The organism is Curtobacterium sp. L3-7 (assembly GCF_048756585.1).
GTDB lineage: Bacteria > Actinomycetota > Actinomycetes > Actinomycetales > Microbacteriaceae > Curtobacterium.
Genome location: NZ_CP151474.1, coordinates 60788 through 79949, shown reverse-complemented (window position 1 = coordinate 79949; position 19162 = coordinate 60788). Strand labels below are relative to the sequence as shown.

The following is a 19162-nucleotide window of genomic DNA, read 5'->3' as shown; positions in this document are numbered from 1 at the left end:
CGCGGCCGGTCAGGCGGTGCGCGACGCCGCGAACGTCTCTGCGGCGCTGACCGCGTTCCGCACCGCGCGGGCGACGTCCGGCGACGTGGAGGCGGCGGGCCACGCGATCACGGTCGTCGCGAGCGCGGCGTCGAGCACCGGGACCGCGACGTGCTCCGGCCACTGCAGGGTGCGGCTCGACCGCGGGATGACGATGACCGTCCGCCCCAGGGCGACGAGCTGCGCGAGCTGGGCCTGCGAGCGGACCTCGGGACCCGGGCCGTCCGGGTAGGTGCCGTCGACGCGGGGCCATCTGGCGGCTGGGAGGTCCGGCAGGTCGCGCAGGTCGGCGGTGGAGAGCGCCGGCCGTGCCGCCAGCGGGTGCGTCCTGGGCAGGATCGCGACCTGCTGCTCGGTCCGCAGGTCCTCCGCGTCGAAACCGGTCAGGTCGTCGTACGTCCGGTGCATGAGCGCGATGTCCGCCGTGCCGTCGCGGAGGAACGCCGCCTGCTCGTGGACCTCGCCGAACACGACCTCGATCGGCAGGGCGTCGGGGTCCGCGTCCTGCACGTCGAGGAACGCCTGCAGGAGCTCGTGGTCGGCACCCGCCTTCACGGTGAGCACGAGGCGGCGCGTCCGGCGTCCCGCCCGCTGGGCTCGCCGGCCGGCGGCTGCCACGGCCGCCAGTGCTGGCCCGGCATCGCCGAACAGGACCGTGCCGGCGGCCGTCAACGTGACGCCCCGGGGGTTCCGCTCGAAGAGCTCCGTCCCGATCCGCTGTTCGAGCTGCCGGATGGCGCGGGACAGCGGCGGCTGGGACATGCCGAGGCGTGCGGCGGCACGGCCGAAGTGCAGTTCCTCGGCCACGGTCACGAAGTACCGGAGTTCGCGCGTCTCGAGATCGTCCACGCCACGGAGCCTACGTCGCCCGATACCCGTCGGGTATCGATGGACACCCAACGGGTCTTGGACGGGGGCGTGGGCGCGGACCGAGGATCGGAGCATGACAACAGCAACGACCGCCCTGGTCACCGGGGCGAACAAGGGGATCGGCTTCGCGATCGCGGAATCGCTCGGGAGGCTCGGCCTGCGTGTCGTCGTCGGCGCACGGAACGAGACGGCCGGTTCGGACGCCGCGGCCCGGTTGACCGCCGAGGGCATCGACGCGACGAGCGTGCGGATCGACGTCACGAGCGACGAGAGCGTCGCGGCTGCGGCACGCGAGCTCGAGGCGCGGTTCGGCACGCTCGACGTCCTGGTCAACAACGCGGGGATCTCGGGACCGTTCGACCCCGTCACGTGGGGGCAGGACCCCACGACGATGGACCTCGACGACCTCAGGAGGGTCGTCGACACGAACGTGTACGGCGTGATCCGGGTGACGAACGCGATGCTGCCGATGCTCCGCCGGTCCGAGCACCCGAGGATCGTGAACACGTCGAGCAGCATGGGCTCGCTCGAGCGGCAGCCGGGTCCGGTGATGGGCGTGTACTCGTCGTCGAAGACCTTCCTCAACGGCATCACGGTGCAGTACGCGCGGGCGTTCCAGGACACCCCGGTCATCGTGAACGCCGCGTGCCCCGGGCTCGTCGCGACCGACTTCAACGGGTTCGCCGGGGACCGGTCGCCCGAGCAGGGCGCCGCGACGGCCGTCCGGCTCGCGACCCTGCCCGACGACGGACCCCGTGGCGGGTTCTTCGACGACGGCGGCGTCGTCCCCTGGTGACGCGCTAGTCGGCCGTCGGGCGGTGCAGGGTGGCGACCGTGTCGTGCAGCGGCTCGGTCGCCCACCGTGCCGCGAACGTCCGGTCCCCGGCGTCGAGGCGGACCCACAGCAGGTGCGGGGTGTCGACGAATCGGATGGCGACCAGCACGCGTCCGTCGTCGTCGGTCGCGGCGCCCGCCGCGGTCGAGCCGTCGACGGCCCACTCGTCCTCGCCGACGACGGCACGCACGGCGGAGCCGTCCTGGTGCAGCGTGACCACCCACCGCTCGCCGTCCTGCTCGAGCACCACGGACTCCAGGCCGGGGACCCCGGAACGGGACGCGCGTGCGTAGGTGCCACGAGCCTCCAGGCCGAGCCGCCCACCGGGCACCGGCCGCAACACGAGCGCGGACAGGTCGACGGTGCCCACCGAGCCGTCGCGGTCGACCGCTGGCAGCAGGTGCTCCCACACCGCGTCGAGGACCGCCTGCATGTCGGTGCTCTGGCCGGTCATCGCGACGACGACGTCGTGCTCCGGCAGCACGACGCAGAACTGGCCGTACGCGCCGTCGCCGCGGAAGCCGTGCCGAGCCATCCAGAACTGGTAGCCGTAGCCCTGGCTCCAGTCCGGGTTCTCCTCACCCGGGTTCGCGACCTGCGTGCTGGTCGCCGCCGCGACCCAGTCCTCGTCGAGGATCCGCTCGCCGTCCCACACGCCGCGCTGCAGGTACAGCTGGCCGAGCTTCGCGATGGACTCCGTCGTGGCGTAGCAGCCGCTGAAGCCGAGCTCCTTGCCGTGCTCGTCGTGCTTCCAGGACACCTGCTCGATGCCGAGCGGGTCGAACAGGCGCGGGCGCAGGTACTCCACGAGGGAGGTCCCGCTCGCCCGGCGGACGATCTCTGCGAGCGTGTACGTGCAGGGCTGGTTGTAGGCGAAGACGGTGCCGGGGTCCTCGTCGGGCGGGAGCAGCAGGAAGCCGCGGACGATGTCCGTCGGGTCGATCGCGCGGGCCCGGTCGAGGGTCTCCTCGCGGTGACCGCTCGACATCGCCAGGATGTTCCGCAGCGTCATGGATCGGCTGCGCGCGTCGGTGACCTCCCCGTCCAGTTCGGGGAAGTGGCTGATGACGGTGCTGTCCAGGTCGACGATGCCCTCGCGGCTCGCGATGCCGACGGCCGCCGCGGTGAAGCTCTTGCTCAGCGAGTACAGCAGGTGCGGTCGGTCGGCGGAGTACGGGGTCCACCACCCCTCGGCGGCGACCTGCCCGTGCCGGAGCACCATGAGGCCGTGCGGTTCGACGCCTGGCGCTGCCTCCAGTGCACGGACGAGGGCGTCGATGCCGGAGGCGTCGATGCCGAGGGCGGACGGGGAGCTGCGCGGGAACGTCGTCGTCACGACCCTGAGCGTATCCACCGACACCCTGACATCATCGGGGGAGCGTTCGACCGCCGATCGCGCCGCACGTCAGCGACGTCACCGACAAGGACCACCATGCCCCTCTTCCGATCGTCAGCACCCGAGCCCGTCGAAGCGGTCGCCGGCCCCAGGAAGGCGTGGTCCGACTCGTTCGGCCGGCTCGCGACGCGGTGCCTGCAGGTGATCATCGTGCTCGTCATCGTCGCCGGGATCGTCTTCGCCGCGAGCACGCTGAGCGTCGTCACCATCCCGGTGCTGATCGCGCTCATCATCGCGTCCGCGATGCACCCCGTCGTGTCCTGGCTCCGGAAGCACCGGGTGCCGTCGGTCCTCGCGACGCTGGCGGTGCTCCTCGGGGTGCTCGTCGTGCTCGGGCTCCTCGGCTGGCTCATCGTCGTCGCCGTCGAGAACCAGTGGTCCGACCTGCAGGACTCCGCCGTCGACGGCTTCCAGCAGCTGCAGGGCTGGGTGACGTCGCTGCCGATCTCGATCTCGCACTCGCAGATCCAGGACGCCACGAAGACCGTCACCGACTTCATCACGAGCGCCCAGTTCGGGTCCGGCGCACTCGCCGGGGCGTCGGCGACGGCGAACTTCCTCACCGGGCTCGTCCTGATGATCGTCGTGCTGTTCTTCTTCCTCAAGGACGGCCCGCGGATCTGGGAGTGCCTGCTCCGTCCGTTCTCGGGGTCCGGCTACGCGCGTGCCCGTCGCGTCGGGGACCGTGTCGTGTCGACGCTCGGCGGCTACGTCCGTGGGACGGCGGCGGTGGCGGCCGTCGACGCCATCGGCATCGGGGTCGGCATCGCGATCGTCGGCGTGCCGCTCGCGCTGCCCCTGGCGGTCGTCGTGTTCATCACCGCCTTCATCCCGATCGTCGGTGCCACCGCTGCCGGGATCCTCGCCGCGCTCGTCGCCCTGGTCGCGCTCGGGCCGGTGCAGGCGCTCGTCGTGGTCGGCATCGTGGTCCTCGTGAACCAGCTCGAGGGCAACTTCCTCCAGCCGGTGCTGATGGGCCGGACGCTCAAGCTGCACGGCCTCGTGATCCTGGTCGGACTGACCGCCGGGACCGTCCTCGCCGGCATCACGGGTGCCGTGATGTCCGTGCCGCTCCTCGCCGCGGCGTGGGGTGCCGTGCAGGTCTGGGACGGCCCGGACCAGCCCGCTCGGATGTGGCGGCAGAAGCGGTCGGAGGACGTGGCCGTGAAGGCGCGCGCCCAACGGTGAATACTGGGCACGTGCGTGAACTCCAAGCCGCCATCGCCGCGGCCCTCGACGTCCAGCCGACCATCGACCCGGCCGAGGAGGTGTCGCGTCGCGTCGGCTTCCTGCGCGACTACCTGACGACGACCGGCGCGAAGGGCCTCGTCCTCGCGATCAGCGGAGGGCAGGACTCGACCCTCGCCGGACGCCTCTCCCAGCTCGCGGTCGAGTCGTTGCGCGCCGACGGGCACGACGTCTCCTTCACCACGGTGCGCATGCCGTACCGGGTGCAGGCGGACGAGGACGACGCCCAGCTCGCGCTGCAGTTCATCGCCGCGGAGCCGGGCATCACCGTGAACATCGAGCACGGTGTCGACGGGGTCGTCCAGGACACGACCGGCGCCGGCGTCGAGCTCAGCGACTTCGTGAAGGGCAACGTCAAGGCCCGGATGCGCATGGTGGCCCAGTACGCGGTCGCCGGGCAGCGCGGGCTCATCGTCGTCGGGACCGACCACGCGGCAGAGGCCGTGACCGGGTTCTTCACGAAGTACGGCGACGGCGGCGTCGACATCACGCCGCTGACCGGGCTGACGAAGAGCCAGGGGCGGCAGCTCCTCGAGCACCTGGGCGCCCCGGCCCGGCTGTACGAGAAGGCGCCGACCGCCGACTTGCTCGACGACCTCCCCGGACAGACGGACGAGGCGAACCTGGGCCTGAGCTACGCCGAGATCGACGCGTACCTGCAGGGGCACGACGTCCCGGTCGAGGTCGCCGAGGCGATCGAGGCCCGGTACCGCGCCACCGAGCACAAGCGCCGGGTCCCCGCGACCCCGTTCGACAGCTGGTGGCGCTCGTAGCGGCGGGCGGGTCCTCCCCCGCGTAGGACGTCGAAACGCGCGTAGGGGGTCGGGTTTCCCGGCCCCCTACGCGCGTTCCCGCTTCTCAGAGCGGGCGATATGGGTCCTAGCGCGCGCCGGTCTGCTCAGGCGGGGACGGTGGTGTGCCGGTACCTGGCGGCCGGGTGCGATGCGGGGAGCCGAGCCGGGCCTCCCGTCACGCGCTCGCGCAGCGTCTCGCCGTCCGTGTAGCGCTCGGGGAGGCGACCGCGCTCGCGCAGCAGCGGCGTGACGTACGTGCCGAAGTCGCGCACCGTGTCGAACGAGTGGTACTGGCGCAGGTTGATCCCGTCGATGCCGTCGTCGTCGAGCCACCCCTCGATCTGCTCGGTGACCGCCTCCGGCACGCCGGCCGCCCAGAAGGCACCGTTCCACGCCTCGTTCACGCGGTCGATGAGCTCGCCGACCGTGGCGTCGAGCGCGACCCGGCCGACGAGTCGTTCGCCGCCCTCGACGCCCTCGGCCTCGAGGGCGTCGCGGACCGTGCGGTTCCGTGGGTGCGACAGGGCGTCGAAGGGGACGCTGCCGTGGATGAGCGGGCCCTCCTCGCTGGCGAAGGCCTTGTACTGGGCGACCTTGTCCTCGACCTCGCGCCGGGTCGGCGCCGTGATCACCGCTGCCTGCGTGACGAACCTGACGTCCCCGCGGTCGCGACCGGCGCCCTGTGCGGCGTCGCGGACGGCGTCGGCGGTCCGCTGCACGCCGTGGCCGCCGGTGAAGACGACCTCGGCGTGCTTTCCGGCGCGGGCGATGCCGGCGGGGGAGCCCGTCGCCAGGAACAGCGTCGGGGTGCGCTGCAGCGACGGCTCGGACAGGTGCGGACCGGCGACGCTGAAGTGCTCGCCCACGTGGTCGATCGGGTGGACCTTGTCCGGGTCCGTGTAGACGCCGTTCGCCGCGTCACGGACGACGGCGCCGTCCTCCCATGAGCCCTCCCACAGCTGGTAGAGGACCTCGAGGTACTCGTCGGCGATCTCGTACCGGGTGTCGTGCGGGATCTCCGTGGCGAGCCCGAAGTTCCGGGCGGCGTTCGGCAGGTAGCTCGTCACGACGTTCCAGCCGACGCGGCCGTTCGTCAGGTGGTCGAGGGTCGACATCCGACGGGCGAAGGCGAACGGCGGCTCGTAGCTCGTGGAGAACGTGATGCCGAAGCCGATGTGGTCCGTGACGGCGGCCATCGCGGGGACGACGAGCATCGGGTCGTTGTTCGGGATCTGCAGGCCCTCGCGGAGTGCCGGCGCAGCGGAGCCGCCGTACACGTCGTAGGCGCCGAGGACGTCCGCGATGAAGATCGCGTCGAACTGGCCGGCCTCTGCGGTGCGTGCGAGCTCGGTCCAGTACCGGATGTCGTTGTAGCGGTGTCGGTTGTTGCCCGGGATGCGCCAGAGGCCGTGCGTGATGTGTCCGACGCAGTTCATCTCGAACACGTTGAGCAGGAGTCGCTTCGGCATGGGCGCAACGCTACGGAAGGGCTGGCGACGACTGCTCCTTCGTGACCCCGTGTTGCGCGGCGCGGGCCGCCGCGGTGCGGTGCCCGGCGACGTTCGGCCCGGCCCGGCGGGTCAGCGGTCGTGGCCGTCCTGCCGACGGTCGTCGGAGTCGCTCCGGTCGGCGTCCACACGGCCGCCACGGTCCCCGTGCTCGTCCCGGTCGTACTCGGCATGGGCGTCGCGCTCGGTCTGGTCGTCCTGCTCGACGCGTGCGGCCGCTTCGTCGGTACCGTCGCGCTCCACGCGGCGGTCCTGGTCCGCGGTCATGCGCTGCTGCCAGACGACCGCACGGGCGGCACCCGCCAGGACGTCGTCCACCGAGCGGTCGGTCTGTGCGGCGAGTGCACCGCTGAGGCCGGCGGCGATGGTGCCGCCTGCGGAGGCGAGGCGCTGGACGACCTCCTCCTGCCGTTGGGTCAGCGGCTCGTCGACCAGGTCGTCCACGGTCTCCCGGATGTTGTCCTCGCTCGCGTCCAAGGCGGCTTCGTCACCGGAGTGCAGGGCTGCTGCCTCGCCGACGACGACGAGTCCCAGGCGTGCGGCGTCGTCCTCCGGACGATTGCTTCCGTTCTCGTCGTTCATCGGTGCGACGGTACGCGCGTGCCCGCCGTGTCTCCTGGGTCCTCGAGGTACCCCGATCGGTGCCGACCGTGCTGGCGGCCCCGTCGTCGCTCCCCGACCTGGATGCGCACGGCCGACGGTGGCCCAGGTCGGCGCGCGTGGGGTTCCGGTCAGTGCCCCCGGCGGAGGAGCCACCGTGCGGCAGCGATGCCCTCTGCCCGCTGGAACGCGCGGATCGTCGGCATGTTCGGCGGTGCGGGGCGGCCGGCCTTCTCGAAGAACATCCCGGCGAGTCCGGCGAGGACCGCGTCGACCGCCTCCGGTGTCGCGCCGTCGAACACCCGGTGCGTCGCCAGGTGGTGTTCGACGTCGACGTCGTCGCCCCGCACCAGGGCGTCGAGCAGGTAGGTGAGCGGGTCGAGCCAGTGTGCACCGATCCCCGCCCACGGCCAGTCGACCACCCACACGACGCCGTCCGCGTCGACGAGCAGGTTGTCCGCACGGCAGTCGAGGTGGACGAGGTGCTCGCCGTCGACCGCCGCGGCACCGGCGCGCGCGACCTCGGCGAAGCGGGCGGCGTGGGCGGCGACGTCGGGTGGGACCACGGGATCGCCCGCCCCCGTGGTGGCGTCGAGCCCGGTCGCCAGCATCCGGTCCCACGCGGCGAACTCCTCGGCGAGGTCCGGTGCGGCACGTGGCAGGTCGGCGAGCGGGCCGGCCGCGACGGGCAGGGTGTCGAGCGCGTCCAGCACGGCGGTGACGTCCGCGCTACCCGGGTGCGCACCGTCCACGTCGTCCAGCACCAGGGCGATCCAGTCGTCGTCGTGCACGGAGGCGCGCAGCGTGCCGAGCAGGCGGGGAGCCTGCACGCTCGGCGGGATGTGGGCCATCACCGTTGCCTCACGCTCGTGGAAGCCGTACCCGTCCGGGTTCGTCCGGCGCGACAGCGTCTTCACGAACGCCCGTCGACCGGAATCGGTCACCACCCGGTCGGCTCCGCCGGGGGAGTACCCACCGGCTTGGGATCCGGCCGTGACCACCCGACCCCCGAGCATCTCCTCGACCTGCTCCCGCAGCATCGCCGGCACATCGGTCCAGGTCGTCCGCCCCATGCGTCGACGCTACCTGAGGGTGTGTTCACCAAACGTGCGCAATAGGAAAGTTTGCATTGGCAGCAAACGTGCTCGTGGTGTAAAGTTGCAGCGTCTGCAAGGTTGACCCGCCGCGCAAGCCCCGGCGTCCCTCGCGACCACCACGCACCGACGCGCACCGATCCGCCATCAGCACTCCAGAAGGACCCCCATGTCAACTGCCACCGCACCCGTCGAGGTGCAGCGCGGGCGATCATCAGCACCGGCGAGCACGCCGGGCAAGCCGATCATGTCGCACCGCCAGATCCTCCTCGTCATCTACGGCCTCATGGCCGGGATGTTCCTGTCCTCGCTCGACCAGACGATCGTCGGCACGGCGATCCGCACCATCGGCGACGACCTGCACGGACTCGACCAGCAGGCCTGGGTGACGACCGCGTACCTCATCGCGAGCACGATCACCACGCCGATCTACGGCAAGCTCTCCGACGTCTTCGGTCGTCGCCCGCTCTACATCTTCGGCATCGCGGTCTTCATCCTCGGATCGCTGCTCTCGACCATGTCGACGTCGATGATCATGCTCGCCGCCTTCCGTGCCTTCCAGGGCATCGGTGCCGGCGCGCTGATGTCGCTGCCGCTGGCGATCATGGGCGACATCCTCGCCCCGCGTGAACGTGCCAAGTACCAGGGCTACTTCCTCGCCGTCTTCGGCATCTCCTCGGTCATCGGCCCGCTCATCGGTGGGCTCTTCGCCGGTGCGTCGAGCATCCTCGGAGTCACCGGATGGCGCTGGGTGTTCCTGATCAACGTCCCGATCGGCGTCGGCGCGCTGCTGATGGTCATCGCGTTCCTGCACCTCCCAAAGTTCGGTGACGCCAAGGCGAAGCCGCGCATCGACTGGTGGGGCGCCACCTCGGTCATCGTGACCCTCGTCCCGCTGCTCCTCGTGGCCGAACAGGGCCGCACCTGGGGCTGGGGTTCGGCCGGCGCGATCGCCTGCTACGTGACCGGCGCCGTGGGTCTCGTCGCGTTCCTGGTGATCGAGACGCTCATGAAGGACGACGCGATCATCCCGCTGAAGCTCTTCCGCTCCGGCGTGTTCTCGATGGCGACCATCCTCGGCTTCCTCGTGGGCTTCGCGATGTTCGGCGCCATGCTGACCATCCCGCTGTACCTGCAGATCGTGACCGGGCTGACCCCGACCGAGTCGGGCTTCGCCACGCTGCCGATGATCGGTGGCCTGATGATCGCGTCGATCGCCTCCGGCCAGATCGTCGCCCGCACGGGCAAGTACCGTCAGTTCCCGGTCATCGGGACCGCGCTGGTCTCGATCGGCTACGTCGTCCTGACGTTCATGACGATCGACAAGCCGCTCTGGTTCCTGATGATCGGCATGTTCCTCATCGGGCTCGGCCTCGGTCAGCTCATGCAGAGCATCACGCTCGCCTCGCAGAACTCGGTCCAGCCACGCGACATGGGTGTGGCGACGAGCTCGGCGACGTTCTTCCGCCAGATCGGTGGAACGCTCGGCACCGCGGTGCTCCTGAGCGTCCTGTTCTCGATCATGCCGGCGAACATCGTGCACGCCACGGCCGACAAGCAGAACCTGACCGGCGCGCTCGACGCCGCGCTCAACCCGACCGTCGCGTCGGCGAAGGCCAACCAGGGCGTCATGGACCAGATCTGGAACCCGATCGTCACCCCGATCAAGCAGCAGGTCTCCTCCGGGTTGACCGATGCGACGAGCGCCGCGAAGCAGGCTGCCGACCAGGCCGTCACGCAGCAGGTGACCGCTGGTGTCCAGCAGCAGGTCGCAGCAGGCGCCGTCCCGGCCGCCGCAGCGCAGGGGATCATCGACCAGCAGGTCGCTGCGGCACTGCCTGAGGCGGAGCGCCAGGCGCTCGCCGCTGCCGCCGACAAGGCGCACGCCACGGTCGAGAACGGCGCACTGGTCGTCGACTGGTCCGACGAGGCCGAGCGCACGTACTGGGTCGACCAGGTCGTCCCTGGTGTCGTCAAGCAGATGGACAAGGCATCGTCCTCCACGAGCGGCAGCAGCAGCTCCGAGACGAGCGACACGTCCTACCTCAACGGCGCGGCACCGGCGCTCACGCGGCCGTTCATGACCGGGTTCAACACCTCGGCCGTGACCGTCTACTGGGTCGGGTTCGCCGTGATCCTGCTGGCGTTCGTCCTCAGCTGGTTCTTCAAGGCGCCGCCGCTCCGCAAGAGCTCGGCCCTGCAGGAGCAGGCCGACGCCGACGGCACGGCCGACGACCTCGAGGCCCAGGCCGTGGAGGCCGCGAACACGATGGGCTCGCCGACGGCGCCGTCCACCGGTTCGATCCCCGTCCAGGGTCCGCGTTCAGCGAACTAGGCACCATCGGGGCCTCCCGCAGGACGGCGGGAGGCCCCGACCCGCACCAGGAGCACCCCGTGAGCACCACCGAAGCGCCCGCAACGGACGCCACCGCAACCGACGACGAGCACTGCGGCCTCCGGGAGCGCAAGAAGCAGCGCACCCGGCAGTCCATGCACGAAGCCGCGCTCGCACTCGTCACCGACCGCGGACTCGCGGGCGTCACCGTCGAGGAGATCTGCGCCGAGGCCGGCGTCTCCACCCGGACCTTCTTCAACTACTTCTCCTCGAAGGGGCACGCCGCCCTCGGGCTGCCGGGAACGGCGATCCCGCACCACGCGCGCGAGGCGTTCCTCGCCTCGGACGGGCAGCTCGTCCACGACCTCTGCGACCTCGTCGCTTCCACGGTGGAGCTCCCCGAGGACCGCTCCCGGATGAAGGCGCTCGTCCAGGCCCGCCCCGAGATGGTGCCGACGATGCTGCAGTGGATGGCCGATGCGCGGCTCGCGGTGTACGAGGTCGCGTGCGAACGCACCGACGCGGACACCGCCCGGACGGCCACGACCCTCGTGATGGCCGCGGTCATCGAGACCGCGCACCGGGTCTCCGTCGGCTCGCGTGACGAGCTCGCTGCACGCGTCCGCGGCGTGGTCGCCGAGATGGGCCGGCTCGCCGCGTCCTGAGTCGGTGTGCGCGCCCCCTGGTAGCCCGAGGTGTCACGACGTGCCGCTCACTTCCGCTGACTGGTCACGAACTGTCGCCTGCCGGCCCGCGAGTCGACGTTTCGTGCCCCTTCGGCGGCACGCCGACGGCATGTCGTGACCACTCGGCGCGTGTCTGGGGCAGGTCGCGTCGCGACTGCCCGCCGGACGGGAGGCTCGTGTCCGCCCGCCACGGGCCTCCCGTCCGCCGCCCGTCTCTCGCTGCCTCGAGGTGTCACGACGTGCCGCTCACTTCCGCTGACTGGTCACGAACTGTCGCCTGCCGGCCCGCGGAGCGACGGGTGGTGACCGCTCGGCGGCACACCGACGGCATGTCGTGACCAGTCGGCGCGGCCCGGGAGTGCGACCCGGCCCGCAGCCAGTCATCGGGTGGTTGCGGTGGACATGACGCCAGAACGCGACGAAAAAGACGCTTGACGCGGTAGACATCGGATGTTTTGATTACCTCGTTCGGTCGACGGAGACCGGACGGGCAGGAGACACGATGAGCCGCATCACCGGTCTGCGCGTGCGCGACATCCGGTTCCCGACCTCTCGGGAACACGACGGGTCCGACGCCATGAACCCGGCGCCCGACTACTCCGCCGCGACCGTCGAGATCACGACCGACGCACTCGACGGGCTCGCGGGATCCGCCTTCGTCTTCACCATCGGCCGCGGCAACGAGGTCCAGGAAGCCGCCATCGCCGCACTCCGCGGACACGTCGTCGGTCGCGACGCCGAAGCACTCCTGGCGGACATGGGCGGTACCTGGCGCGAACTCGTGCACGACTCGCAGCTCCGCTGGCTCGGCCCGGAGAAGGGCGTCATGCACATGGCGATCGGCGCCGTCGTGAACGCCCTCTGGGACCTCAGGGCGAAGCGCGCGGGGGAGCCGCTCTGGGCGCACCTCGCCGGCCTCGCGCCCGAGGAGCTCGTCGACCTGGTGGACTTCCGGTACCTCACCGACGCGATCACACCCGCCGAGGCGCTCGCGATGCTCCGCGATGCCGAGCCGCTCCGCGCGAGCCGTCGAGCGCGGCTCGAAGCGCAGGGCTACCCGGCGTACACGACCACCCCCGGGTGGCTCGGCTACGACGACGACAAGCTCGCCCGCCTGTGCCGGGAGGCCGTCGACGAGGGCTTCACGCAGATCAAGCTCAAGGTCGGCGGCGACGTCGGCGAGGACGTCCGCCGGATGGGGATCGCCCGCGCCGTCGTCGGTCCGGACATCCGGATCGCCGTCGACGCGAACCAGCGATGGGACGTCGACGAGGCCGTGGCGTGGATCGATCGACTCCGACCGTTCGACATCGCCTGGGTCGAGGAGCCGACGAGCCCCGACGACGTGCTCGCCCACGCCGAGATCGCCCGCCGCATCGCCCCGATCCCGGTCGCGACGGGGGAGCACATGGCGAACCGGGTCATCGCGAAGCAGCTCATCCAGGCCGAGGCGATGCGCGTGCTGCAGATCGACGCGACCCGCGTGGCCGGTGTCAACGAGAACCTCGCGATCCTGCTCCTCGCCGCCAAGTACGGCGTCCGGGTCTGCCCGCACGCCGGCGGCGTCGGGCTCTGCGAGGCCGTGCAGCACCTGTCGATGTTCGACGCCGTGGCCCTGTCCGGCGACCTCGACACCCGCTGCATCGAGTACGTCGACCACCTCCACGAGCACTTCGTGACACCGGTCGACGTGCACGACGGCCGCTACTGGCCTCCCACCGCTCCCGGGGCCGGCACCGAGATGCTCGCCGACTCCCTCGACACGTACGAGTTCCCCGACGGCCCGGTCTGGGCCGTCGACTCCCCACGCGACGCGGTCCGCGTCGCCTGACCACACCCCCTCACCCGATCACCACGACGAAGTGGAGACTCCGATGCAACGACGACGCATCATCGCCGGGCTCGCGGCGGCAGCAGCCGCGGCCCTCGTGCTCAGCGGCTGTTCCTCCGGCAGCAGCGCCGGCGGGAGCCAGTCGAAGGACGCCCTGACCTGGTCCATGTGGATCGCCGGGAAGGAGGACAAGGCCGCCTGGCAGAAGGTCGCCGACACCGTGAAGAGCGAGGACGGCATCACCCTGACGATCCAGGGCGCTCCGTTCGAGAACTACTTCACGAAGCTCAGCACGCAGCTGAGCGCCGGGAGCGCCCAGTGCGTCGTGAGCATGCAGTCGCTCCGCGCGGCGAACTACACCGAGTCGCTGTTGCCGCTCGACGACCTCGCCAAGAAGGACGGCACGGACCTGTCCGCGTTCGACAGCACGGCGCTCGACGGCATGAAGGTCGACGGGAAGCTCTACGGCCTGCCGTACGACACCGGGCCCATCATGATGTTCTACAACAGGGACCTCTTCAAGCAGGCCGGTGTGGCCGAGCCGCAGCCCGGCTGGACCGTCGACGACTTCGAGGCGGCCGGAGCGGCGCTCAAGGCGAAGGGCATCACCGAGTACGGCTCGACGGTGGCCGACCTCAACCTGGAGTCGATGATCTACGGCTACAACGGCGGCCGGGTGATCACGTCGAGCGGGAAGCTCGACGCGACGAACGCGAAGTTCGCGGACGGCCTGGACTGGATGGCCAGCCTGGTGAAGAAGGGCTACGCGACGCAGGCGTCGTCCGACTCGTCGACACCGGGCAATGACTTCGCCGCCGGCAAGGTCGCGATGTACACCGACGGTCCGTGGTCGCTGATCAGCCAGAAGGCCAAGGTGCAGTTCGACCTCGGCGTGACGACGCTCCCCGCCGGGACGTCCGGACCGTCGACCTTCGCGGCCGGCTCCGGCTTCGGCGTCTCGAAGCAGTGCAAGTACCCGGAGCAGGCGTTCAAGGCCGTGCAGACGATGACCAGCGAGAAGGTCCTGACCTCGCTGGCCGAGCAAGGACGCGCGTTCCCCGGTCGGACCGCGGCACAGGCCGCCTGGTACTCCAGCGCCGGCATCGAGGGCGCGGAGCCCGCGCTCAAGGCGGCACTCGCGAAGTCGTCGCCGCTGCTCGGCAACAAGCAGAGCGACCAGCTGTCCCAGCTCTTCACGCAGTACGCGCTCCAGGCGGTGAACGGGCAGACCTCCGGCAAGGAGACCATGTCCTCCATCGCGGGCCAGCTCGGCACCCAGTGACCAGCCGACGGACTGGAGGCTCGGCGCACGTCGTGCGCACAGCCTCCAGTCCGTCCCATCCCACCCCCAGGACCGCGCGAACGACGAGGAGGTCGTCGCATGACCACCATCCAGGACCCACCGGCCGCCGCGGCCGTCCCGGCCGCCGCGGCCGTCACGGCGGTCGCGACCGCCGTGGCGGCCGGCACGGCCACGCCGAACCGGCAGGGCGGCGACCCAGGCCCCGTCGGGCGCCGCACCTGGTGGGGTGCCGCGTTCGCCGCACCGCACTCCATCGGCCTCGTCGTGTTCACGGCGTTCCCGATCATCGCGTCGCTCGTCGTGAGCTTCATGAACTGGCCGACGCTCGGCGCGCGCTCGTTCGCCGGCATCGAGAACTACGCGCGGCTCTTCGGCGACCCGGTGTTCCGCACGGTCACCCTCAACACCGCACTGTTCGTGGTGCTGTACGTGCCGCTCAACCTCGTCGTGTCGCTCGGGCTCGCCGCCTGGCTGACGCCGAGGATCGCTGGGCGACACGTCTTCCGGGTGCTGTTCTTCATCCCGACCATCACGCCGATCGTCGCGAACGTCGTGGTGTGGCGGATGCTGTACCAGCCGGGAGGTGCGATCGACGCGACGCTGCAGTCCACCGTCGGGGTGCACGCACCGAACTTCCTCGCCGACGAGCACTGGGCGATGCTCGCGATCGTCGCGATGAGCGTGTGGCAGGGCTTCGGCTACAACATGCTGATCTTCTCGGCGGCGCTCGACGCGGTGCCGGAGAACCAGATCGAGGCCTCGCAGCTCGACGGGGCGAACGCCTGGCAGACCTTCTGGGCGATCAAGTTCCCGCTCATCTCACCGTCGGTGTTCTTCGCGACGATGATGACGCTGATCACCTCGTTCCAGGTGTTCGTGCAGCCGTTCGTCCTCACGAAGGGCGGGCCGGGCACGGCGACCGAGACCCTCGTGCAGTACATCTACAACACGGGCTTCCAGAACCAGCAGCTCGGCCTGGCCTCGGCCGGCGCGTGGGTGCTGTTCGTCATCATCCTCGGGATCACGGCCGTCCAGTTCCTCGGGCAGAAGCGGTGGGTGCACTATGAGTGAAGCGGTCCGCGGCGGTCTCGCCACCACGTCGAACCGGTCGGTCAACCCCCGTGCCGTCGCCAGGACGACAGCAGCACCACGGCCGGGCCGGGTGCGGCACGCCATCGGGTACGCCCTGCTGTGCCTCGTCGCGATGCTGTTCGTCTCGCCGCTCGTGTACATGGTCGCGACGAGCCTGAAGCCCGCCGACCAGGTGTTCACCACCCCGCCGACGCTCTGGGGTCGGTCGCTCGAGTGGAGCAACTACGTCCAGGCGTTCACCTACCTGCCGTTCGCGCGGTTCATCCTCAACGGGGTGTTCGTCGCGGCGGTCGGCACCGCGATCAACGTCGCCGTGGCCGTGCTCTCCGGGTACGCGTTCTCGCGACTGCGCTGGCGCGGGCGGAACACCGTGTTCATGCTGTTCCTCGTCACGCTGATGATCCCGCAGGACGTCCTCGTCATCCCGATGTACGTGATGATGCAGGGCTTCGGGTGGGTTGACACGTTCCAGGCGCTGATCATCCCGTGGGCGTTCACCGCGCTCGGCGCCTTCCTGATCCGGCAGTTCTTCCTCACCGTGCCGCAGGAGCTCGACGACGCCGCACGGGTGGACGGCGCCGGACCCGTCCGCACCTTCTTCTCGGTGATGATGCCGCTCGCCCGCCCGACGATGGCCGTGCTCGCGGTGTTCTCGTTCATCTCGTACTGGAACTCGTTCCTGTGGCCCCTCGTCGTCGTGAACGACGTGGAGGCCCACGGCACCATCCCGCTCGGCCTGCAGCAGTTCTTCGGGCAGCAGGGCTCCGAGTGGAACCTCGTCATGGCCGCGTCGGTCATCTCGATGCTGCCGACCGTCATCCTGCTCGTCCTGCTCCAGAAGCACCTCGTCAAGGGCATCGTCACCTCCGGCCTCGGCGGCCGGTGACGTGCTGCACTCCTGAAAGGAACACTGGCCACCATGACCATCACCGCACCCGCAGAGCCGCAGGTCGACCCCGCCGCCAACGGCCTGCCCGCCTGGTTCACCCACGACCGTTTCGGCATGTTCATCCACTGGGGGCTCTACGCCCTGCCCGCCCGGCACGAGTGGGTGAAGAACCGCGAGCGGATCACCGACGAGGACTACCAGAAGTACTTCGACCACTTCGACCCCGACCTGTTCGACGCCGCCGACTGGGCTCGGCGTGCGCGGGAGGCCGGCATGAAGTACGTCGTGCTCACCACGAAGCACCACGAGGGGTTCGCGCTCTGGGACTCGGCGCTGACGGACTACAAGGCCACGAACACGCCGTTCGGCCGGGACATCGTCCGCGAGTTCGTCGACGCCGTCCGCGCCGAGGGGCTCCGGGTCGGGTTCTACCACTCGCTCATCGACTGGCACCACCCGGACTTCACCATCGACGGGGTGCACCCGCGACGGGACGACGGCGAATCCGCCATCGCGGCGCTCAACGAGGGCCGGGACATGGCGCGGTACCGGGAGTACCTGCACGGACAGGTGACGGAGCTGCTGACCGACTACGGACGGATCGACTACCTGTTCTACGACTTCTCCTACCGGGACAACGACCACGAGGACATCTGGGGCGGCAAGGGCCGCGACGACTGGGGATCCTCGGAGCTGTTGGAGCTGACCCGTCGGCTCCAGCCCGGCATCATCGTCAACGACCGGCTCGATCTGCCCGGCGACATCGTCACCCCGGAGCAGTACCAGCCGGACAAGCCGATGGAGGTCGACGGGGTCCAGGTGCCGTGGGAGGCTTGCCAGACCCTCAACGGCTCGTGGGGCTACGACCGCGACAACCTCAACGTGAAGAGCACCGACCTGCTCGTCCGGATGCTCGTCGACGGGGTGTCGAACAACGGGAACATGCTCCTCAACGTCGGACCCACCGGTCGCGGCGAGTTCGACGGGGTCGCCCGGACGGCGCTCGCCGAGATCGGGTCGTGGATGGACCGGCACGCACGGTCGGTGTACGGCGCCGGGCCCTCGTCCTTCCGGGCACCCGCTGGCACGGTCTACACGCAGAACGGCAACCGGCTGTACCTGCACCTGTTCACGTGGCCGTTCGAGCACGTGCACCTGCCCGACCTCGCCGGCCGCGTCGAGTACGCGCAGCTGCTGAACGACGCGTCCGAGATCCACTACCGCGAGATCCCGCCGGGGACCCGGGCGCAGAACACCGGGCTCGGTGGGCAGCCGGCAGGGACGCTGACCCTGACGCTGCCGATCGTCCGACCGGACGTCGCCGTGCCCGTCGTCGAGCTGTTCCTCCGCGACTGATGCAGCGGATCCTCTCGCGGACGCGACTGCGGAGCGGGGCGGAGGCAGAGTACGACCGCGTGCACGCCGCCGTCCCGACCGCGCTGGCCGACCGGCTCCGTGCCGCCGGGGTGTCGAACTGGAGCATCTGGCGCGACGGCCAGGACCTCGTCCACCTGATCGAGGTCACCGACTACCGGGCGATGCGTCGCTCGTTGGCGGACGACCCCGTCAACGCCGAGTGGCAGGCCGTGATCAACCCCCTGCTCGAGGCCGACGACGACTACTCCGGGAACGACGACGGGGTCCCGCTCGTGTGGACCCTGGCGAGTCAGCCGTGAGCGTGCCGTTCGCCCTCGACGTCGGGCCCTTCTGGCTCGGGTGCGCCGGGATCGGGAACCTGCTGCGGGAGGTCTCCGACGAGGACGCCCGTGCCACGGTCGACGCCGCGTGGGACGCCGGGGTGCGCGGGTTCGACACCGCGCCGCACTACGGGGTCGGGCTGTCCGAACGGCGGCTCGGGGCGGCGCTCGCCGGGCGGCCGCGGGACTCGTACCGGGTGTCGACGAAGGTCGGGCGGCTGCTCGTGCCCGGCCCGGGTGACGGCGTCGACGGGGACGGGTTCGCGGTGCCGGACGACCCCGTGCGGCTGTGGGACCCCTCGGCATCAGGGGTCCGTCGGTCGCTCGACGAGTCCCTCGTGCGGCTCCGGCTCGACCACGTCGACGTCGCGTACCTGCACGACCCCGACGTCTACTCGCTGTCCGATGGGCTGGCCCAGGCGCTGCCGGCGCTCGCGAGCCTGCGGGACGAGGGCGTCGTGCAGGCCGTCGGGGTCGGCTCGAACTCGGTGTCGGCGCTGTCGGCCGCCGTGGACACGGGCATCTGCGACGTGATCATGCTCGCCGGGCGGTACACGCTGCTCGAACAGCCGGCGGCGGCGCTGGTCTCCCGGTGCGCCTCGCTCGGGGTGGACGTGGTCGCGGTCGGTGTCTACAACTCCGGGCTCCTGAGCAACCCGCTCCCCGCGCCGGGTACCACGTACGACTACGCCCCGGCCCCGTCGTCGCTGGTCGAGCGTGCCCGGGCGCTCGCCGCGGTCTGCGCACGGCACGGGGTGACGCTGCCGGAAGCCGCGCTCGCGTTCCCGCGCCGGGCTCCAGCGGTCCGCACGGTCGCCGTCGGTGCCCAGTCGGCAGCGCAGGTGCGTGAGAACGCCGCTCGTGCCGCGGTGTCCGTCCCCGACGCGCTCTGGGCCGACCTGGAGGCGGCGGCGCTCCTGCCCGCTTGATCTCGTCGCGCCCCGC

The 19162-nt window shown here is 70.7% G+C and carries 17 protein-coding genes; 12 read left to right on the top strand and 5 right to left on the bottom strand.

Annotated features, from left to right (window positions below; translation table 11 throughout):
* Nucleotides 1–9: 9 nt before the first annotated feature.
* Entirely contained in the window at nt 10–888 is an 879-nt protein-coding gene (locus AAEP80_RS00375; RefSeq protein WP_420365544.1) for a LysR family transcriptional regulator, read from the bottom strand.
* A gap of 94 nt (nt 889–982) precedes the next feature.
* Here AAEP80_RS00375 and AAEP80_RS00370 point away from each other — a divergent pair, with 94 nt between their 5' ends.
* Entirely contained in the window at nt 983–1705 is a 723-nt protein-coding gene (locus AAEP80_RS00370) for an SDR family oxidoreductase (protein WP_420365543.1), read from the top strand.
* Between the two features lie 4 nt (nt 1706–1709).
* Here the strand turns inward: AAEP80_RS00370 and AAEP80_RS00365 are convergent, their stop codons facing one another.
* The gene (locus AAEP80_RS00365; protein ID WP_420365542.1) at nt 1710–3080 is read right to left on the bottom strand and encodes a serine hydrolase domain-containing protein; all 1371 of its coding nucleotides are present in this window, start codon (nt 3078–3080) and stop codon (nt 1710–1712) included.
* 96 nt (nt 3081–3176) lie between these two features.
* Between AAEP80_RS00365 and AAEP80_RS00360 the strand changes: the two genes are divergently transcribed.
* Together AAEP80_RS00360 and nadE are read left to right on the top strand one after the other, a co-directional pair.
* Nucleotides 3177–4328: an AI-2E family transporter gene (locus AAEP80_RS00360; RefSeq protein ID WP_420365541.1), complete on the top strand. Its 1152-nt coding sequence runs from the start codon at nt 3177–3179 to the stop codon at nt 4326–4328.
* Between the two features lie 11 nt (nt 4329–4339).
* On the top strand, nt 4340–5161 hold the full coding sequence (gene nadE, locus AAEP80_RS00355) for an ammonia-dependent NAD(+) synthetase (RefSeq protein WP_420365540.1): 822 nt from the start codon (nt 4340–4342) through the stop codon (nt 5159–5161).
* A gap of 125 nt (nt 5162–5286) precedes the next feature.
* On the opposite strand, the gene AAEP80_RS00350 is transcribed toward nadE, so the two are convergent.
* The 3 genes from AAEP80_RS00350 to AAEP80_RS00340 all read right to left on the bottom strand — a co-directional run bounded on the left by AAEP80_RS00350 (nt 5287) and on the right by AAEP80_RS00340 (nt 8363).
* A complete protein-coding gene (locus AAEP80_RS00350) occupies nt 5287–6651 on the bottom strand; it encodes an NtaA/DmoA family FMN-dependent monooxygenase (protein WP_420365539.1) in 1365 nt (454 codons plus the stop codon).
* Nucleotides 6652–6762: 111 nt separating this feature from the next.
* Nucleotides 6763–7272: a hypothetical protein gene (locus AAEP80_RS00345; RefSeq protein ID WP_420365538.1), complete on the bottom strand. Its 510-nt coding sequence runs from the start codon at nt 7270–7272 to the stop codon at nt 6763–6765.
* A gap of 149 nt (nt 7273–7421) precedes the next feature.
* Nucleotides 7422–8363 (bottom strand): phosphotransferase, encoded by a 942-nt coding sequence (locus AAEP80_RS00340; RefSeq protein ID WP_420365537.1) that lies wholly within the window; start codon nt 8361–8363, stop codon nt 7422–7424.
* Between the two features lie 190 nt (nt 8364–8553).
* On the opposite strand from AAEP80_RS00340, the gene AAEP80_RS00335 reads away from it, so the two are divergent.
* From AAEP80_RS00335 to AAEP80_RS00295, 9 genes are all read left to right on the top strand, one after another.
* Nucleotides 8554–10719, top strand: a complete 2166-nt coding sequence (locus AAEP80_RS00335; RefSeq protein WP_420365536.1) for an MDR family MFS transporter — start codon at nt 8554–8556, stop codon at nt 10717–10719.
* A gap of 59 nt (nt 10720–10778) precedes the next feature.
* Nucleotides 10779–11384, top strand: a complete 606-nt coding sequence (locus AAEP80_RS00330) for a TetR/AcrR family transcriptional regulator (protein ID WP_420365535.1) — start codon at nt 10779–10781, stop codon at nt 11382–11384.
* Between the two features lie 523 nt (nt 11385–11907).
* On the top strand, nt 11908–13236 hold the full coding sequence (locus tag AAEP80_RS00325; RefSeq protein WP_420365534.1) for an enolase C-terminal domain-like protein: 1329 nt from the start codon (nt 11908–11910) through the stop codon (nt 13234–13236).
* 43 nt (nt 13237–13279) lie between these two features.
* Entirely contained in the window at nt 13280–14518 is a 1239-nt protein-coding gene (locus tag AAEP80_RS00320) for an ABC transporter substrate-binding protein (protein ID WP_420365533.1), read from the top strand.
* 99 nt (nt 14519–14617) lie between these two features.
* A complete protein-coding gene (locus AAEP80_RS00315) occupies nt 14618–15610 on the top strand; it encodes a carbohydrate ABC transporter permease (RefSeq protein WP_420365532.1) in 993 nt (330 codons plus the stop codon).
* On the top strand, nt 15603–16517 hold the full coding sequence (locus tag AAEP80_RS00310; protein WP_420365531.1) for a carbohydrate ABC transporter permease: 915 nt from the start codon (nt 15603–15605) through the stop codon (nt 16515–16517). The genes AAEP80_RS00315 and AAEP80_RS00310 overlap by 8 nt, the downstream gene beginning before the upstream one ends.
* A 33-nt stretch (nt 16518–16550) precedes the next feature.
* The gene (locus AAEP80_RS00305; RefSeq protein ID WP_420365530.1) at nt 16551–17876 is read left to right on the top strand and encodes an alpha-L-fucosidase; all 1326 of its coding nucleotides are present in this window, start codon (nt 16551–16553) and stop codon (nt 17874–17876) included.
* The gene (locus AAEP80_RS00300) at nt 17876–18196 is read left to right on the top strand and encodes an L-rhamnose mutarotase (RefSeq protein ID WP_420365529.1); all 321 of its coding nucleotides are present in this window, start codon (nt 17876–17878) and stop codon (nt 18194–18196) included. Before AAEP80_RS00305 ends, AAEP80_RS00300 begins: the two co-directional genes overlap by 1 nt.
* Nucleotides 18193–19146 (top strand): aldo/keto reductase, encoded by a 954-nt coding sequence (locus tag AAEP80_RS00295; RefSeq protein ID WP_420365528.1) that lies wholly within the window; start codon nt 18193–18195, stop codon nt 19144–19146. Before AAEP80_RS00300 ends, AAEP80_RS00295 begins: the two co-directional genes overlap by 4 nt.
* The last annotated feature ends 16 nt before the right edge of the window (nt 19147–19162 follow it).